The sequence below is a fragment of the Streptomyces sp. NPDC018000 genome (assembly GCF_044328025.1).
Lineage (GTDB): Bacteria > Actinomycetota > Actinomycetes > Streptomycetales > Streptomycetaceae > Streptomyces.
Window position 1 is genome coordinate 148,803 of record NZ_JBIRGM010000012.1, and the last position, 18,195, is coordinate 166,997.

The 18,195-nt window shown below is 69.2% G+C and carries 13 protein-coding genes; 8 read left to right on the forward strand and 5 right to left on the reverse strand.

Features of this window, described 5'->3' with window-relative positions:
- The first annotated feature begins 2 nt into the window (after positions 1-2).
- From ACH4EW_RS23340 to ACH4EW_RS23360, 5 genes are all read left to right on the forward strand, one after another.
- On the forward strand, positions 3-1,112 hold the full coding sequence (locus tag ACH4EW_RS23340; RefSeq protein WP_398259833.1) for a glutathione S-transferase family protein: 1,110 nt from the start codon (positions 3-5) through the stop codon (positions 1,110-1,112).
- A gap of 37 nt (positions 1,113-1,149) precedes the next feature.
- Positions 1,150-3,372, forward strand: a complete 2,223-nt coding sequence (locus ACH4EW_RS23345; protein WP_398259835.1) for an NADP-dependent isocitrate dehydrogenase — start codon at positions 1,150-1,152, stop codon at positions 3,370-3,372.
- A gap of 520 nt (positions 3,373-3,892) precedes the next feature.
- Entirely contained in the window at positions 3,893-5,623 is a 1,731-nt protein-coding gene (ctaD, locus tag ACH4EW_RS23350; RefSeq protein ID WP_398259837.1) for a cytochrome c oxidase subunit I, read from the forward strand.
- A 29-nt stretch (positions 5,624-5,652) separates the two neighbouring features.
- Positions 5,653-5,994 (forward strand): hypothetical protein, encoded by a 342-nt coding sequence (locus ACH4EW_RS23355; RefSeq protein WP_398259839.1) that lies wholly within the window; start codon positions 5,653-5,655, stop codon positions 5,992-5,994.
- Between the two features lie 133 nt (positions 5,995-6,127).
- The gene (locus ACH4EW_RS23360; protein ID WP_398259841.1) at positions 6,128-7,489 is read left to right on the forward strand and encodes an NAD(P)/FAD-dependent oxidoreductase; all 1,362 of its coding nucleotides are present in this window, start codon (positions 6,128-6,130) and stop codon (positions 7,487-7,489) included.
- A 110-nt stretch (positions 7,490-7,599) separates the two neighbouring features.
- Here ACH4EW_RS23360 and ACH4EW_RS23365 read toward each other — a convergent pair whose 3' ends face one another.
- From ACH4EW_RS23365 to mutA, 4 genes are all read right to left on the reverse strand, one after another.
- Complete coding sequence (locus ACH4EW_RS23365) at positions 7,600-8,598, reverse strand: aldo/keto reductase family protein (RefSeq protein ID WP_398259843.1); 999 nt, start codon at positions 8,596-8,598, stop codon at positions 7,600-7,602.
- Between the two features lie 226 nt (positions 8,599-8,824).
- A complete protein-coding gene (gene meaB / locus ACH4EW_RS23370) occupies positions 8,825-9,844 on the reverse strand; it encodes a methylmalonyl Co-A mutase-associated GTPase MeaB (RefSeq protein WP_398259845.1) in 1,020 nt (339 codons plus the stop codon).
- Positions 9,845-9,856: 12 nt separating this feature from the next.
- Positions 9,857-12,058 (reverse strand): methylmalonyl-CoA mutase, encoded by a 2,202-nt coding sequence (gene scpA, locus ACH4EW_RS23375; protein ID WP_398259847.1) that lies wholly within the window; start codon positions 12,056-12,058, stop codon positions 9,857-9,859.
- Entirely contained in the window at positions 12,058-13,923 is a 1,866-nt protein-coding gene (mutA, locus tag ACH4EW_RS23380) for a methylmalonyl-CoA mutase small subunit (RefSeq protein ID WP_398259849.1), read from the reverse strand. The genes scpA and mutA overlap by 1 nt, the downstream gene beginning before the upstream one ends.
- 206 nt (positions 13,924-14,129) lie before the next feature.
- Here mutA and ACH4EW_RS23385 point away from each other — a divergent pair, with 206 nt between their 5' ends.
- The 3 genes from ACH4EW_RS23385 (at position 14,130) to ACH4EW_RS23395 (ending at position 17,463) form a co-directional block, all read left to right on the forward strand.
- The gene (locus ACH4EW_RS23385; protein ID WP_398259851.1) at positions 14,130-14,525 is read left to right on the forward strand and encodes a molybdopterin-binding protein; all 396 of its coding nucleotides are present in this window, start codon (positions 14,130-14,132) and stop codon (positions 14,523-14,525) included.
- Positions 14,526-14,573: 48 nt separating this feature from the next.
- Positions 14,574-15,380: a molybdate ABC transporter substrate-binding protein gene (modA, locus tag ACH4EW_RS23390; protein WP_398259853.1), complete on the forward strand. Its 807-nt coding sequence runs from the start codon at positions 14,574-14,576 to the stop codon at positions 15,378-15,380.
- 103 nt (positions 15,381-15,483) lie between these two features.
- A complete protein-coding gene (locus tag ACH4EW_RS23395; protein ID WP_398259855.1) occupies positions 15,484-17,463 on the forward strand; it encodes an ABC transporter permease in 1,980 nt (659 codons plus the stop codon).
- A gap of 383 nt (positions 17,464-17,846) precedes the next feature.
- On the opposite strand, the gene tnpA is transcribed toward ACH4EW_RS23395, so the two are convergent.
- Positions 17,847-18,194 carry an IS200/IS605 family transposase gene (gene tnpA / locus ACH4EW_RS23400; RefSeq protein ID WP_398259857.1) on the reverse strand — a complete coding sequence of 116 codons (348 nt, stop codon included), beginning with the start codon at positions 18,192-18,194 and terminating at the stop codon, positions 17,847-17,849.
- Position 18,195 lies beyond the last annotated feature (1 nt).

An 18,195-nucleotide genomic window follows, 5' to 3' on the forward strand; every position in this document is an offset into this window, starting at 1 on the left:
GGATGAGCGCGACCGCCGGCACGGAGGCCGATGGCAACGCGGCGTACGGTCACAAGGCCTTCAAACGGTCCAGGAGCCATTTCGCCGACCGCATCACCGCCGACGGCCGGGACGGCTGGCCCGTCGAGGCCGGCCGCTACCGGCTGGTCGTCAGCCGCGCCTGCCCGTGGGCGAGCCGCGCGCTCGTGTCCCGGCGGCTCCTCGGGCTGGAGGGCGCCCTCTCACTGGCCGTCGCCGATCCCGTCCAGGACGACCGCAGCTGGCGTTTCACCCTGGACGAGGGCGGCAGGGACCCGGTGCTGGGCATCAGATACCTGAGCGAGGCGTACGACGCACGGGAGCGGGACTACCCCGGCGGGGTCAGCGTGCCCGCGATCGTCGACGTACCCAGCGGCAGGCTCGTCACCAACGACTTCCAGCAGATCTCGCTGGACTTCGCGACCGAGTGGACCGCGCTGCACCGGCAGGGGGCGCCCGACCTGTATCCCGATGGCCTGCGTGACGAGATCGACGAGGTCATGCAGGGCATCTACCGCGATGTCAACAACGGCGTGTACCGCGCGGGCTTCGCGGCGCAGCAGTCCGAATACGAGGCCGCCTACCAGGATGTGTTCGGCCGCCTGGACCTGGTGTCAGAGCGTCTCGCGGACCGGCGCTATCTCGTCGGTGAATCCCTCACCGAGGCCGACATCAGGCTCTTCACCACATTGGTGCGCTTCGACGCCGTCTACCACGGACACTTCAAGTGCAACCGCGCGAAGCTGGCCGAGGATCCCGTCCTGTGGGCGTACGCCAGAGATCTGTACCAGACCCCCGGTTTCGGTGACACGGTCGATTTCCACCACATCAAGCAGCACTACTACCGGGTCCACACGGGCATCAACCCCACCGGCATCGTGCCCGTCGGCCCCGATCTGTCGGGCTGGCTGACCCCGCACCACAGGGAAGAGCTGGGTGGACGCCCGTTCGGCGACGGCACCCCGCCGGGTCCGGTGCCGCCCGGGGAGGAAGTCCCGCCGTCGGGGCGTCCCTGTACCCGGCGCCCGTGGCGGCTCCTGCCGAAGCAGGGGGCAGGGCCCTGTCGAGTCTGCGGCAATCACGAGATATCTTGATGTCAAGCAATGTTGTAGACGTGGAGCGGAGCACAGGGTGACTGACTCGACCATCATCTATACACACACCGACGAGGCCCCGGCCCTGGCGACGTATTCGTTCTTGCCCGTGGTCCAGGCGTATGCCTCGACGGCCGGGGTCAAGGTCGAGAGCCGTGACATCTCTCTGGCCGGGCGCATCATCGCCGGCTTCCCCGAGCGCCTGGAGGAGAGCCAGCGCATCGACGACGCGCTCGCCGAGCTCGGTGCGCTGGCCAAGAAGCCCGAGGCCAACATCATCAAGCTGCCGAACATCTCGGCTTCGATCCCGCAGCTGAAGGCTGCCATCGCCGAGCTGCAGGCACAGGGCTACGCACTTCCGGACTACCCGGACGACCCGCAGACCGAAGAGGACAAGGACGTCCGCGCCCGCTACGACAAGGTCAAGGGCAGCGCGGTGAACCCCGTGCTGCGCGAGGGCAACTCCGACCGCCGCGCCCCCGCCTCGGTCAAGAACTACGCCAAGGCGCACCCGCACCGTATGGGCGTCTGGTCGGCCGACTCGAAGACGAACGTCGCCACCATGGGCGTCGACGACTTCCGCTCCACCGAGAAGTCCACGGTCATCTCCGAGGCGGGTTCGCTGCGCATCGAGCTCGCGGGCGACGACGGCAGCACCACCGTGCTGCGTGAGTCGGTGCCGGTGCTCGCGGGCGAGGTCGTCGATGCGGCGGTCATGCGTGTCGCGGCACTGCGCGAGTTCTTCACCGCGCAGGTCGCCCGCGCCAAGGCCGAGGGCGTGCTGTTCTCCGTTCACCTCAAGGCCACCATGATGAAGGTCTCCGACCCGATCATCTTCGGACACGTGGTCCGCGCCTTCTTCCCGAACACCTTTGCCAAGTACGGCGAGGTGCTCGCCGCGGCAGGTCTCTCCCCGAACGACGGCCTCGGCGCCATCTTCAAGGGCCTGGACTCGGTGCCGCAGGTGGGCGCCGAGGTCAAGGCATCCTTCGAGGCCGAGCTCGCCGAAGGCCCCGCGCTGGCCATGGTCGACTCCGACAAGGGCATCACCAACCTGCACGTACCGAGCGATGTCATCGTCGACGCCTCCATGCCGGCCATGATCCGCACCTCCGGTCACATGTGGGGCCCGGACGGCCAGGAGGCCGACACCCTTGCGGTGCTCCCCGACAGCAGCTACGCGGGTGTGTACCAGGTGGTCATCGACGACTGCCGCGCCAACGGCGCCTTCGACCCGTCGACCATGGGCTCGGTCCCGAACGTCGGCCTGATGGCGCAGAAGGCCGAGGAGTACGGCAGCCACGACAAGACCTTCGAGATCCCCACCACCGGTACGGTGCGGGTCCTCGACGGCAGCGGCAACGTCGTGCTGGAACAGGCCGTGGGCGCGGGCGACATCTTCCGCATGTGCCAGGCCAAGGACCTGCCGATCCAGGACTGGGTCAAGCTCGCCGTCACCCGCGCCCGCGCCACCGGCGTCCCGGCCGTGTTCTGGCTCGACGAGGACCGCGCCCACGACGCGCAGCTGATCGCCAAGGTCAAGACGTACCTCGCCGACCACGACACCGACGGCCTGCAGATCGAGATCATGTCGCCGGTGAAGGCGACCGCGTTCTCGCTGGAGCGCATCCGCCGCGGCGAGGACACCATCTCGGTCACGGGCAATGTGCTGCGTGACTACCTCACCGACCTGTTCCCGATCCTTGAGCTGGGCACGAGCGCGAAGATGCTCTCCGTCGTTCCGCTCATGAACGGCGGCGGCCTGTTCGAGACCGGTGCCGGCGGCTCCGCGCCGAAGCACGTCCAGCAGCTCGTCAAGGAGAACTACCTCCGCTGGGACAGCCTGGGTGAGTTCTTCGCGCTCGCGGCCAGCTTCGAGCACCTGGCGACGACCACGGGCAATGCGCGTGCCCAGGTCCTCGCGGACACCCTTGACCGCGCGACCGGCACCTTCCTCAACGAGGACAAGTCGCCGAGCCGCAAGCTCGGGGGCATCGACAACCGCGGCAGCCACTTCTACCTCGCCCTCTACTGGGCACAGGAGCTGGCGCAGCAGACCGACGACGCGCAGCTCGCCCAGGCGTTCGCCGGGCTCGCGAAGACGCTGGGAGAGCAGGAGCAGACCATCGTCGACGAGCTGATCGCGGTGCAGGGCTCACCGGCCGACATCGGCGGCTACTACCAGCCCGACCCGGCCAAGGCCTCGGCCGTCATGCGCCCGTCGGCGACGTTCACGCAGGCCATCGCCGGCATCTGCTGACGAGACTGTTACGTGAGGGGGCGCGTCTCGGCGCCCCGTCACTCCTCCCGCCCCGGTCGGCACCATGCCCGGCCGGGGCGGTTCTGTGTTCCGAGCGGTCACCCGAGGCGCTCGGCGCCGGAGGTTCTTCGCGCAATCGCGTACGCGGAGCTGCTGTGCCGTTGAGTCCGAATGACCGCCCAGGGCCGGTCACCGATCGGGGCGCTCACCGGCTTCCTCGGTAACAGCGTTGGATCGTGCGGGAGTTCGTGCTGCTCCGAGACGTTCATCACCGATGCGGAAGGCCGAAACGACATCGGCCGTGCGCGAGCGGGGCGAGGCCTGTGCCCGAGGACGCCCTGACGAGTGAAAGTCACGCAACGGCGGGCGCAGGGCCGTACTCAGTGGCCCTGCGGCTGATTTGCTGCACCTGGAATCTGGTGTGACGCGCGCGGGATCGGCCTGTCGGCCGGTCCAGTGGAGGCGGCGCCCCTGCCGGGTGCTCGGGCCACTCGCGAATGACGATCGAAGGAGCGTCCCAGTGACGACGACGGGCACAACAGGGGCAGCCGAGGGAGAGGAAGCGTACGCGAACGAGCTTCCGGTCCGGGCCAAGGAACCGGGAAACATCGTCATCAAGTGGCTGACCACCACCGACCACAAGACGATCGGCACGCTGTACCTGCTCACCTCGTTCGCCTTTTTCGTCGTCGGCGGTGTGCTGGCCCTGGTCATGCGTGCCGAGCTGGCCCGTCCCGGGATCCAGATCCTTTCGCAGGAGCAGTTCAATCAGGCGTTCACGATCCACGGCACGATCATGCTGCTGATGTTCGCGACGCCGCTGTTCGCCGGATTCACGAACTGGATCATGCCGCTGCAGATCGGCGCTCCCGATGTGGCGTTCCCGCGGCTGAACATGTTCGCGTACTGGCTGTACCTCTTCGGCTCGATCATCGTGGTGGCCGGCTTCCTCGTCCCGGGCGGCGCGGCCGACTTCGGCTGGTTCGCCTACTCCCCGCTCTCGGATGCCGTCCGCTCGCCGGGTATCGGCAGCGACATGTGGATCACGGGTCTGGCCTTCTCCGGCTTCGGCACGATTCTCGGTTCGGTCAACTTCATCACCACGATCATCGGCATGCGCGCCCCCGGCATGACGATGTTCCGTATGCCGATCTTCGTCTGGAACGTGCTGCTGACCGGTGTGCTGGTCCTGCTGGCCTTCCCGGTCCTCGCGGCGGCCCTGCTGGTGCTGGAGGCGGACCGCAAGTTCGGTGCGCACGTCTTCGATGCGGCCAACGGCGGCGCGCTGCTCTGGCAGCACCTCTTCTGGTTCTTCGGCCACCCGGAGGTGTACATCATCGCCCTGCCGTTCTTCGGGATTGTCAGTGAGATCATTCCGGTCTTCAGCCGCAAGCCGATCTTCGGCTACATCGGCCTGATCAGCGCGACGATCACGATCGCGGGCCTCTCGGCGACCGTGTGGGCGCACCACATGTTCGTCACCGGCGGTGTGCTGCTGCCGTTCTTCTCGTTCATGACGTTCCTGATCGCGGTACCGACCGGGGTGAAGTTCTTCAACTGGATCGGCACGATGTGGAAGGGATCGCTGTCCTTCGAGACACCGATGCTCTGGTCGATCGGTTTCCTGGTCACTTTCCTCTTCGGTGGTCTGACCGGTGTGATCCTCGCGTCGCCCCCGCTGGACTTCCACGTCTCGGACTCGTACTTCGTCGTCGCGCACTTCCACTACGTCGTCTTCGGCACCGTGGTGTTCGCGATGTTCGCCGGATTCCACTTCTGGTGGCCGAAGTTCACCGGCAAGATGCTGGACGAACGACTTGGCAGGATCTCGTTCTGGACGCTGTTCGTGGGCTTCCACGGCACGTTCCTGGTGCAGCACTGGCTGGGTGCCGAGGGCATGCCGCGTCGCTATGCGGACTACCTCGCCGCCGACGGCTTCACCGCGCTGAACACGATCTCGACCATCTCCTCGTTCCTCCTCGGCCTGTCGATGCTGCCGTTCTTCTACAACGTGTGGAAGACAGCCAAATACGGCAAGAACGTCGGGGTGGACGACCCGTGGGGCTACGGCCGTTCGCTGGAGTGGGCGACCTCCTGCCCGCCGCCGCGGCACAACTTCCACACGCTGCCGCGGATCCGTTCCGAATCCCCGGCGTTCGAACTCCACCACCCCTCGGTGCGCGGCCTCCACGAAGCTCTCGACCGCCCCGATACCGGGGCGCCGTGGAACCCGGGGGACCAGCAGGCGTGAGCGCGGCGGCACCAGGAGAGGAGGAGCGCGTGAACCCCGACAAGGACAGCGCCCGCGGTCTGGCACAGCTGGAGGGCTATCTGCTCTGGAACGCCGAGGTCGAGGAGGCGCGACGGCAGGCCGGCCGCTTCACCGACGAGCTGCCCTGGCTCACCACGGCACAGCGCGAGGACGTGGAACGTGTCTACACCGCGGATCGCCTCGCCGCCTCGCAGGCCATGCTCTGCCGTATCTCCGTCCGCGTCACCGAACTGCGCGGCGAATACGACGCGCGCTACCGCAGGCTCAAGGCACGCGGCGTGGCCGCCGGTGTCGTGCTCGTGGGTGCCGTCGGCGGCACCTGCACGGCGGTCACCCTCCTGGCCCGCTGACCCGGTGGTGTCGTCCGTCCGCCGCCCCCAGCAGGCGAAGTCGGATGCGGCTCGTCAAGATGTGAGACGACGGGCGCGTGCGACGGGGGCAAGCGAACGGACGACCGTGCAGGCCCGGGAAGGGACGATCACTGTGGCACGACCCAGGATTCTCGTCGTCGGCGCCGGATTCGCCGGGGTGGAGTGCGTACGCCGTCTGGAGCGCGGTCTGATCCCGGGCGAGGCGGAGATCGCGCTCGTCGCCCCGTTCTCGTACCAGCTCTATCTGCCCCTGCTGCCCCAGGTGGCGGCAGGTGTGCTCACCCCGCAGTCGGTCGCGGTGTCGCTGCGCCGCAGTCGCAAGCACCGCACCCGGATCATCCCGGGCGGGGCCATCGGAGTGGATCCGAAGGCGAAGATCTGCGTCATTCGCAAGATCACCGACGAGGTCGTCTACGAGCCCTACGACTACATCGTGCTCAGCCCCGGGAGCGTCACCCGCACTTTCGACATCCCCGGCCTGCTGGACAACGCCCGGGGCATGAAGACGCTGGCCGAGGCGGCGTTCGTACGTGACCACGTGATCGCTCAGCTCGATCTCGCGGATGCCAGCCACGACGAGAACGAGCGGGCTTCGCGCCTGCAGTTCGTGGTGGTCGGCGGCGGATACGCGGGCACCGAGACGGCTGCGTGTCTGCAGCGCCTCACCACCAACGCGGTCAGGCACTACCCACGGCTCGATCCGAAGCTGATCAAGTGGCATCTCATCGACATCGCCCCCAAGCTGATGCCCGAGCTGGGGGACAGGCTCGGCCGAAGCGCCCTGGAGGTGCTGCGCTCACGTGGCATCGAGGTGTCGCTCGGCGTCTCGATCGCCGAGGCCGGGCCGCAGGAGGTCATCTTCACCGACGGCCGGGTGGTGGCCTGCCGCACCCTGATCTGGACGGCGGGCGTCACTGCGAGTCCGCTGGTCGCCACATTCGGCGCGGAGACCGTACGCGGCCGACTGGCGGTGACTCCCGAGATGAGCCTGCCGGGCTTCGACGGAGTCTTCGCGCTCGGCGACGCCGCGGCCGTACCGGACCTGAGCAAGGGTGACGGCGCGGTCTGCCCGCCCACCGCGCAGCACGCCATGCGCCAGGGCCGCAGGCTCGCCGGCAACCTCATCGCCACGCTGCGGCACCAGCCGTTGAAGCCGTACGTCCACAAGGATCTCGGTCTTGTCGTGGACCTCGGCGGCAAGGACGCGGTATCCAAGCCGATCGGCATCGAGATGCACGGCATCACCGCGCAGGCCGTCGCCCGTGGCTACCACTGGTCGGCACTGCGGACCAATGTGGCCAAGGCACGGGTCATGACGAACTGGCTGCTCAACGCCATCGCCGGTGACGATTTCGTACGCACCGGATTCCAGGCCCGCAAGCCGGGCACGCTACGCGACTTCGAGTACACGGACGCCTACCTCACGCCCGCGCAGGTCCGCGAGCAAACGGCCTCGTTGCACACCGGCACCTGACCTCGGAACTCCGGCCTCGCACCGGGTCGCATTCCCCCGGCCGGTGCGGATCCGAGGTGTGGGCAGGGGCCGGTGTTCCGGCGGGCCCTGCCCCACACGTGCGGGCCGAATCAGCTGTTGCTCTCGTGCCCTGCCGTCAGCCCCGGGTCCCGCTCCACCACCGGGTCCAGGATGTCGTCGATGCCCTTCAGCAGCTCCGCGTCGAGAGTCACGCCCGCCGCCCCGACGTTCTCCGTCACCTGCTCGGGCCGGGAGGCGCCGATGATCGCGGCGGAGACATTGGAGTTCTGCAGCACCCAGGCGACCGCGAGCTGGGCAAGACTCAGACCGGCCTGGTCGGCGAGCGGCCGCAGCCGCTGGACACGCTCCAGCACGTCGTCACGGAGCCAGCCGGCGACCATGCTCGCGCCGCCCTTTTCGTCCGTTGCCCGACTGCCGGCCGGGAGCGGGGCACCGGGCCTGTACTTGCCCGTGAGGGCGCCCTGAGCGATCGGTGACCAGACGATCTGACCGATGCCCAACTCCTCGGACGCGGGCACTACTTCACTTTCGATGACCCGCCAAAGCGCCGAGTACTGCGGCTGGTTGGAGATCAGTGGCACCTGCAGTTCGCGGGCCAGCCCATGTGCGGCGTGGAGCTGGTCGGCCGTCCATTCCGAAACGCCGATGTAGAGGGCCTTGCCGGAGCGGACGACGTCGGCGAACGCCTCCATGGTCTCTTCCAGCGGGGTCGAGTGGTCGTAGCGGTGCGCCTGGTAGAGATCCACGTAATCCGTCTGCAGGCGGCGCAGCGAGTTGTCGATGGACTCCATGATGTGCTTGCGGCCGAGCCCCCGGTCGTTGTGCCCGGGACCGGTCGGGAAGTAGACCTTGGTGAACACCTCGAGTCCTTGGCGGCGCTCGTTCTTGAGCGCCCGGCCCAGGACGGCTTCGGCCCGTGTCTCGGCATAGACGTCCGCCGTGTCGAAGGTGGTGATTCCGGCGTCGAGGGCGGCGCGGATACAGGCGATCGCTGTGTCCTCCTCCACCTGGGAGCCGTGGGTGAGCCAATTTCCGTAGGCGATCTCACTGATGGTCAGACCGCTGCGGCCGAGTCGGCGGAATTCCATGTGCCTGCTCTCCCTGTGCTCGTGAGGGACGGATCATGCGAGGGCGGTCCATGCTATTGCGCCGTCCGGCACAGCGCGGACAGGTTCAGGCATCCGGGACGGTGCGGTGGACCGTGCGGCGAACGCCCGCGTTCTCCGGAGTGTGCCGGTCCGGTCCAGCAGCGTTTCGAGCGCCGTCTGCGGGTGCCGGCTCGAGCTCTGAACCCGGTCGCCGGACCGGCGCCCGTCAGCCCGCAGGGCCACCGTCCTGCGCCGCCGGGACCGTGCCCCGGAACGCCCCAAGGATCTGCTCGGCCGCCAGCGTGGCCGTCAGCTCGCCGTCCCTTACCCGCTGTTCCAGTCCCGGGGTGAGCGCGCGCACCTGCGGATGGGCGCGCAGACCCTCCAGCAGTTCGTCCCGCACCATCGTCCAGGTCCAGTCGACCTGCTGTTCACGCCGTTTCGCGGCGAGCCGGCAGGTCGATTCGAGCAGCGCACGGTGCTGCTCCAGCCGCTCCCACAGCGTGTCGAGACCGGTCGACTCCCGGGCGCTGCAGGTGAGGACCGGAGGCGTCCAGGCCGCGTCGACCGGGTGCATCAGCCGCAGCGCGCCTGCCAGTTCGCGCGCGGCTGCTCGTGCGTCGCGTTCGTGCGGGCCGTCCGCCTTGTTGACCGCGATGGCGTCCGCCAGTTCCAGGACGCCCTTCTTGATGCCCTGGAGCTGATCGCCGGTGCGGGCCAGCGTCAGCAGCAGAAAGGTGTCGACCATATTGGCCACTGCCGTCTCCGACTGGCCGACGCCGACCGTCTCCACCAGCACCACGTCGTATCCCGCGGCCTCCATTACCACGACGGACTCGCGGGTCGCCTTGGCCACCCCGCCGAGCGTCCCGGCGGTCGGGGAGGGGCGCACGAATGCCGCCGGGTCCACCGCGAGCCGCTCCATCCTGGTCTTGTCGCCCAGGATGGAGCCGCCGGTGCGGCTGGAGGAGGGATCGACGGCCAGCACCGCGACCCGGTGACCGAGCCCGGTGAGCATCGTGCCGAGCGCGTCGATGAAGGTGGACTTCCCGACCCCGGGCACGCCGCTGATGCCGATCCGCCGGGCGTTGCCGGAGTGCGGCAGCAACTCGCGCAGCAACCGCTGGGCCAGCACCCGGTGGTCGGGGCGGGTGGACTCGACGAGGGTGATCGCGCGCGCGATGTACGCCCGCTTCCCGTCGAGTACCCCCTTCGCATAGCCGTCGATGTCGATCTTCGTAGGCATCGGGTCAGCGGCTCACAGCTCGTGGCCGAGCGCGGCACCGAGCCGCGTCACCAGGTCGTACGCGGCATCCGGAATCACGGTGCCGGGCGGGAACACCGCCGTCGCCCCCGCCTCGTGCAGGGCCTCGACGTCCTGCGGCGGAATCACCCCGCCCACCACGATCATGATGTCGTCGCGGCCCTCGGCGGCCAGCTCCTCGCGGAGCGCCGGTACGAGCGTCAGATGCCCGGCGGCCAGCGAGGAGACGCCCACGATGTGCACGTCCGCCTCCACCGCCTGCCGTGCCACCTCGGCCGGCGTCTGGAACAGCGGGCCGACGTCTACGTCGAAGCCCAGGTCGGCGAAGGCCGTCGAGATCACCTTCTGGCCACGGTCGTGGCCGTCCTGCCCCATCTTGGCGACCAGGATGCGCGGACGGCGCCCCTCGGCCTCCTCGAACTGGTCCACCAGGGCCCGGGTCCGGTCCACGGAAGGGGATTCACCTGCCTCGTTGCGGTACACACCGGAGATCGTACGGATCTGGCCCGCATGCCTCCCGTACACCTTCTCCAGGGCGTCCGAGATCTCGCCCACGGTCGCCATCGCGCGTGCCGCGTCGACGGCGAGCGCCAGCAGATTGCCTTCGAGACCGGGGCCGGGGGCCCGCTCGGCCGCCGCCGTCAGCGCCCGCAGCGCGGCCTGGCACGCCGACTCGTCGCGCTCCTCGCGCAGCCGGCGCAGCTTCTCGATCTGCTGGGTGCGCACCGAGGAGTTGTCGACCTTGAGCACATCGATCTGCTCGTCGGTCTCCACCCGGTACTTGTTGACCCCGATCACCGGCTGGCGCCCGGAGTCGATACGCGCCTGGGTGCGGGCCGCGGCCTCCTCCACCCGGAGTTTCGGGATACCCGCATCGATGGCCTGCGCCATGCCGCCCGCTGCCTCGACCTCCTCGATGTGCTGCCAGGCCCGGCGCGCCAGGTCGTACGTCAGCCGCTCCACGTAGGCGCTGCCGCCCCACGGATCGATGACCCGGCCGGTGCCCGACTCCTGCTGGAGCAGCAGCTGGGTGTTCCGGGCGATCCGCGCCGAGAAGTCCGTCGGCAGGGCGAGGGCCTCGTCGAGCGCGTTGGTGTGCAGCGACTGGGTGTGCCCCTGGGTGGCGGCCATCGCCTCCACACAGGTCCGGGTGACGTTGTTGAACACGTCCTGTGCGGTCAGCGACCATCCCGACGTCTGCGAATGGGTGCGCAGGGACAGCGACTTGGCGTTCTTCGGCTCGAACTCCTTGACCAGCTTGGCCCAGAGCAGCCGGGCCGCCCGCAACTTCGCGATCTCCATGAAGAAGTTCATGCCGATCGCCCAGAAGAACGAAAGCCGCGGTGCGAACGCGTCCACGTCCAGCCCGGCGTCCCGCCCGGCCCGCAGATACTCCACCCCGTCCGCGAGGGTGTACGCCAGCTCCAGATCGGCCGTCGCACCCGCCTCCTGGATGTGATAGCCGGAGATGGAGATCGAGTTGTAGCGCGGCATCTTCTGCGAGGTGTACGCGAAAATGTCGGAGATGATCCGCATCGAGGGCTTCGGCGGATAGATGTAGGTGTTGCGGACCATGAACTCTTTCAGAATGTCGTTCTGAATGGTCCCGGCCAGCTTCTCGGGCCCGACGCCCTGCTCCTCGGCCGCCACGATGTACAGCGCGAGGACGGGGAGCACCGCGCCGTTCATCGTCATCGACACCGACATCCTGTCCAGCGGGATGCCGTCGAAGAGCTGACGCATGTCGTAGATCGAGTCGATCGCCACGCCCGCCATGCCGACGTCGCCGGTCACCCGCGGGTGGTCGCTGTCGTAGCCGCGGTGGGTCGGCAGGTCGAAGGCGACAGAGAGGCCCTTCTGCCCGGCTGCGAGGTTGCGGCGGTAGAAGGCGTTGGACTCCTCGGCGGTGGAGAACCCGGCGTACTGCCTGATCGTCCAGGGCTGGTTGACGTACATCGTCGGGTACGGGCCCCGCAGATAGGGGGCCATGCCCGGATACGTGCCGAGGAAGTCGAGCCCCTCCAGGTCGCGCCCGGTGTACAGCGGCTTGACCGTGATGCCTTCCGGGGTCTCCCACAGCAGATCGCCGTCGGAACTTCCGGAGGACTCTTTCACCGAGGCGCGCCACTGGTCCTCGGACACCTCGGCGGCGCCGCCCGGTCCGAGCTCGATGTCGGAGAAGTCAGGGATACGCATTACGCCACACCCATACGGTCGAGAAGGGAAGAGAGCACGGCCACCACATCGGAGCCCGCGAAGACGTACGCGTCGACACCGGCGTACTCGCCGGGCCGGCCCGCGAGGAACACCCGCTGGGCGCCGGCCGAGCCCAGCGCCTCGGCGACCGCCCCGGCCTGCTCGGCGTAGAGCGTGTCACTCGAGCAGAGGCACGCCACGGTGGCCCCACTGGCCCTGAACGCGTCGGCGGCCGTTGCCGCGTCGACCGAGACCGGGTCGTGGACCGGTTCGATCCCGCCCGCCTGGAACAGGTTCGAGGCGAACGACGCCCGCGCGGTGTGGGCCGCGGCCGGGCCGAGCGCGGCGAGGAACACCCGCGGCCGGTTCCCGGTCGCTGCGAGATGCGCGTCCGACCGGGCGCGCAGCACCTCGAACGCCTCATCACGACGGACCCTGGGCAGACCGCCCGATGCCGTGACGGACACCTCGGCGGGGGCCGCCTCGCGCTCCACCGGGCGCTCCGCCAGCTGCGGGAACTCGCTGACTCCGGTGACCGGCTCCTTGCGTCGCGTCAGATCCTTGCTGCGTGCCGCCCAGGTGGCCGCCAGACGCTCGCCGATCATTCCCGAGCGAAGGGCGGCCGCCTGGCCGCCCGACCGCTCGATCTCCCGGAAGAACGCCCAGGCGGCGTCGGCGAGTTCGGCGGTGAGCCGCTCCACGTACCAGGAACCGCCCGCCGGGTCGATCACCCGGGCCAGATGCGACTCCTCCAGCAGGATCGTCGAGGTATTACGGGCGATACGCCGGGCGAACGCGTCCGGCAGACCCAGGGCGTGATCGAACGGCAGCACGGTGACGGAGTCGGCCCCGCCCACACCCGCGCCCAGACATGCCAGCGTCGTCCGCAGCATGTTCACCCAAGGGTCGCGCCGCGTCATCATCACCGAGGACGTCACCGCGTGCTGGCGCTGCGCCCCGGCGTCGCCGGCCCCGCACACCTCGGCCACCCGGGCCCACAGCCGCCGGGCGGCCCGCAGCTTGGCGATGGTCAGGAACTGATCGACCGTGGCCGCGTACCGGAACTCCAGCTGCGCGCAGGCCTCTTCGACGGAGAGGCCGGCCTCCGTCAGCGCCCGGAGATAGGCGACACCGGTCGCCAGCGAAGCGCCCAGCTCCTCGGCGGCCGAGCTGCCGGCCTCGTGGTAGGGCAGCGCGTCGACGGTCAGGGCCCGCAGCCCGGGGTACTCCTGCGCGCATCGCTGTGCCCAGTGGACCGCCGCCGCCAGGCCGGGTTCGGCGCCGCTGCGGGCGGCATGCCCGAGCGGGTCGGCGCCGAGGTTGCCGCGCGCGGTCTTCGCGCCGACGCCCCGCTCCGCGTAGAGCCGCAGCAACTCCCTCGCCGCGGCGTCGAATTCGCTGCCGGCGTCCAGCACCACGGGAGCCAGATCGAGATAGACGCCGTCCAGCGCCCCCGCCAGAGCGGACACCGGAAGGCCGCCGGTACCGCCCACGGTCAGCCACAGCGAGGTGACACCGTTCTCCAGATCGGCGAGCACCGCCTCGTTGAGGCGAGCGGGATCCGACAGGGTGTGCCGCTGCCGTACGTCCCAGCCACCCGCCGCATTGCCCTCGGCCTTGCCGCCGCGGGTGAAGGGGGCGAAGCCCGGATATCCGGCATCGGGCGCGCTGTCGCGCGAGGTGTAGAGGGGGCGGGTGATGAGCCCGTCCTCCACCGTGGTGGACAGCGCTTCCTCGGCGGCCGAACCCGCAACATCCTTGCCCGACTTGCGGAGCACGCCTTCAACAAGGCTTTGCCACTGCTCATGGGCGGGGTGAGGGAATTCGGCGGCCAACGAAAGCCCGTCGGCAGGCAGGACCGTCATGCCCAGATGCTAGGTCAGGTCCAGGACGAGCAGCAGGGGCTCCGTCTGTGACCTTGCCCTCTCCGAACGCGCTTGATCCTTCACGCACAGTCGCGTAACCGACCTGCGTCCGTGGCTCGGTGCTTCCTCCGTAACGCCTGGCATTTGCTTCACGGATCTGCTGAATGGATTGCAGCTGCGATGGTAATCCGAATATCTTGTCGCATATGCAGTCCTACACAATCGGGCAGGCCGCGCGTCTGCTGGGGGTCAGCCCCGACACGGCCCGCCGCTGGGCGGACGCCGGAAGGGTCGCGACCCACCGTGACGAAGGCGGCCGCAGGCTCATCGACGGCCGTGATCTGGCCGCTTTCTCCATCGAGATCGGCCAGGACGCGGGAGGCGAGGACGAGACCTCGTACACGTCGGCCCGTAACGCCTTCCCGGGCATCGTCACGGGAGTGAAGCTCGGCGATGTCGTGGCCCAGGTCGAGATCCAGGCAGGCCCGCACCGGCTGGTGTCGCTGCTCACCCGGGAGGCAGTCGAGGAACTCGGCCTGGAGGTCGGCATGCAGGCCACCGCTCGTGTGAAGTCCACCAACGTGCACATCGACCGCGCCTGATCACGCACCACCTGCGACGCGCATCAGATCCAAGGAGTCCCCGGCAACATGACGACCACCCTCACCAGACGCCGAGCCGCTGCCGCGGTCGTGACCGCCGCACTGCTGTTCCCGCTCGCCGCCTGCGGCAACGGTGACGACAACAAGAAGGACTCCGCCGGAAGGTCCGCGGCGCCGTCCGGCGCCCCCGAGGGCCGGCTGACGGTGCTGGCCGCGGCCTCTCTGACCGATGTGTTCAAGACCGCGGGCGCCGCGTACGAGAAGGAGCACCCGGGTACGAAGGTGGCGTTCTCCTTCGCGGGGTCCCAGGAACTCGCTGCCCAGGTGAAGCAGGGCGCGCCCGCCGACGTCCTGGTCACCGCAGACACCAGGACGATGGACGGGCTGAAGTCCGACACCGGTACCCCCACCGTCATCGCCAAGAACCGCCTCGTCATCGCCACCGGGGAGGGCAACCCGGAGAAGATCGCGAACCTGAAGGACCTGACCGACCCCGAGCTCAAGGTGGTCCTGGCCGCACCCGAGGTTCCGGTCGGCCGCTACAGCAAGCAGGTCCTCGACGCCCAGAAGCTCACCGTCGAGCCGGTCTCCCAGGAGCCCAACGTCCGCGCCGTCCTCACCAAGGTCGAGCTGGGCGAGGCCGATGCGGGCATCGTCTACAGGACGGACGCCGCCACGGCCACCGACAAGGTCGACGCCGTCGACATCCCCGACGCGCAGAACGCCGTCGCCTCCTACCCGGCGGCGACGCTGCGGCAGTCCAAGAACGCCGAGGCCGCCACGGCGTTCGTGAAGTGGCTGAGCACCCCACAGGCGCAGAAGATCCTGCAGGCCGCAGGCTTCCAGCAGCCGTAGCCGGCATGCCGTACGCACCGCAGGAGCTGCCCGGGCCGGGAACCGGGGCAGCCCCTGCGACTGAGCCAGTCCTGCACATACCGACCGATCCCGGGAACCTCCGATGAGAGCCCTCCGCAGCCGTGTGCCCGGCGCGCGCACCCCTGTCGCCCTGGCGCTCCCCGCGCTGCTCGCCGTCGCGTTCCTGCTGATGCCGTTGATCAGCATCCTGGCCCGTACCTCCTGGGCCGACCTGGGCACCCATCTGACCAGCCCCGATGTCACGCAGGCGCTCAGGCTGTCGCTGCTCGTCTCGTTCTGGGCCCTGGGCCTCTCACTCCTGCTCGGGGTGCCACTGGCCTGGCTGCTGGCGCGGGTCGACTTCCCCGGCAAGGCGCTCGTCCGCTCGCTGGTCCTCCTGCCGATGGTGCTGCCGCCCACCGTCGGAGGCGTGGCGCTGCTCCTCTGCTTCGGTCGCCGGGGTCTGCTCGGACCCTGGCTGGAGGACACCTTCGGGATCACGTTGCCGTTCCACACCTCGGGCGCGGTGGTCGCGGCGACCTTTGTCGCGATGCCGTTCCTCGTCATCAGCCTCGAAGGAGCACTGGCCGGCCTGCGCCCCTCGTACGAGGAGACCGCCGCCTCCCTGGGGGCCTCACCGGCCCGGGTGTTCTTCACGGTCACCCTCCCGATGGTCGCCCCCGGTCTCGCCGCCGGTGCCGCACTCACCTGGGCGCGTGCGCTCGGCGAGTTCGGTGCGACCATCACCTTCGCGGGCAACCTGCCGGGCACCACCCAGACGCTGCCCCTCCAGGTCTACCTGCTGCTCCAGGACTCCCCGGAGGCCGCCACCTCCGTATCGCTCCTGCTGCTCGCCATCGCCATGGCCGTACTCATCGCTCTGCGCGGGCGCTGGACCGGAGCGCCGCGCGACCGCCCACGCGGCCCCGAGCCCGCGGCCGACGACATCGACGGCCGGGACGGCAGGGACGGCAGGGACGGTACGGACACAGCAGGACCCCCGGCCGCCCGACGGAGCGATGACATACCCCCGGTTCTGGAGGAGCGCCGGTCGCTGCATGCCGAGGTCACCGGCTTCAACCGGCTGACTCTCGACGCGGCGCCAGGCACCACGATCGCCGTCGTCGGACCCAATGGCGCGGGCAAGACGACCCTGCTGCGCGCCCTTCTCGGCCTGACCCCGCGCGCCCGGGCCCGACTGCGCCTCGGCGACACCGACGTCACCGCGTTGCCCCCGCACCGCCGGCAGGTGGCCTGGGTGCCGCAGAACGGTGCGCTCTTCCCGCATCTGAACGCACTGACGAACACGGCGTACGGGCTCCGTGCCCACGGCGTCCCCAGAGCCGAGGCCCGCCGCGAGGCGCAGCAGTGGCTCGACCGGCTGGGAGTCGGCCATCTCGCCCACCGCAGGCCCGCCCAGCTCTCCGGCGGCCAGGCCCAGCGTGTGGCCCTGGCCCGGGCCCTTGCCGCCAGCCCCTGGCTGCTGCTGCTCGACGAGCCGCTCGCCGCCCTCGACCAGACCACCCGCGCCCATGTCCGGCACACCTTGCGTACCCATCTCGCCGGATTCGGCGGCGTCTGTCTGATCGTCACCCATGACCCGGTCGAGGCGGTTTCACTGGCCGATCGGGTACTCGTACTCGATGAAGGCCGCGCCCTCCAGTACGCGGTACCTGCCGAGGTGACCCGGCATCCGCGCTCGCCGTGGGTCGCCCGGATGCTCGGCCGCAACGCCTGGCCCGGTACCGCAGCCCCCGACGGCACCCTCGCCCTCACCGACGGCGGCCGACTTGTCGTCGCGGACTCCCTCGCCGAGGGGACGGCAGCCCTCGCGGTCGTCGCGCCGGAGGCCGTCTCCGTGTACCACGACAGGCCCGGCGGCAGCCCCCGCAACGTCTGGCCCGGAACGGTCCGTGAGCTCACCGCCGTGGGCAGCCGGCTCCGGGTGCTGATCGCCTCCGACGAGGCTCCGGATCTGGTCGCCGAGATCACCCCCGAGGCGGCGACCGAGCTGGGTCTCAGCGAGGGGACGGCCGTGTGGACCAGCGTGAAGGCGACCGAGGTCACCGTCGTCACCCTGTGAGGAATCACCCGTGAGACATCCGGGTTCCGGGGGGAGCAGGTGCTGCCGGGCAGCTCCGCTGCGCGAAGGTGAAGATCCTGGCGGACAGACCCGGTCGGGCTGCGGCGGGATTCACGCGGCCGGAAATTCAACGCCTGTCGGATCCGCTTGCGCGCCAAGACCTGTTCTGCGTCGAGCGAGAATCTGCGGCCACATGGCACATCGCATGTGCTGCGCCCCTGACCTGGAGCGGAGCGGTTGCGATCTCACATTTCCTTTATCTCCTTCTCTCTCCTTCGGTGTCGCCGATCGATGCTTCTCCGGCATTTTACCGGGATTCTTGCAGAAGGACCCGGTGTTCACGCCGGGGATGAATGCGTCTCAGGGTTGCTCTGACCCGCACTTCAGAGCGGGTTTTTTTGCTGCTCGATGTACTCACGGACGTTCGCCGGCGGTGCTCCGCCGCAGGATGCCGAGAAGTACGAGGGCGACCACAGGTGTCCGTGCGTGATGGCGCGGTTGATGTGGCCGGTGAATTCCTGGCGTATCCGGCGGGCGGAGACGCCCTTGAGACTGTTGACCAGTTCGGAGACGGCGACCTTGGGCGGGTAGTCGATCTGGAGGTGGACGTGATCGCGTTCGCCGTTGAACTTTTTCAGTTCCGCCTCGAAGTCCTCGCACACCTTGCGCGTGATCTCTTCGCAGCGTGTCAGCATCTCGTCGTTGAAGACTCCGCGCCGGTACTTCGTCACG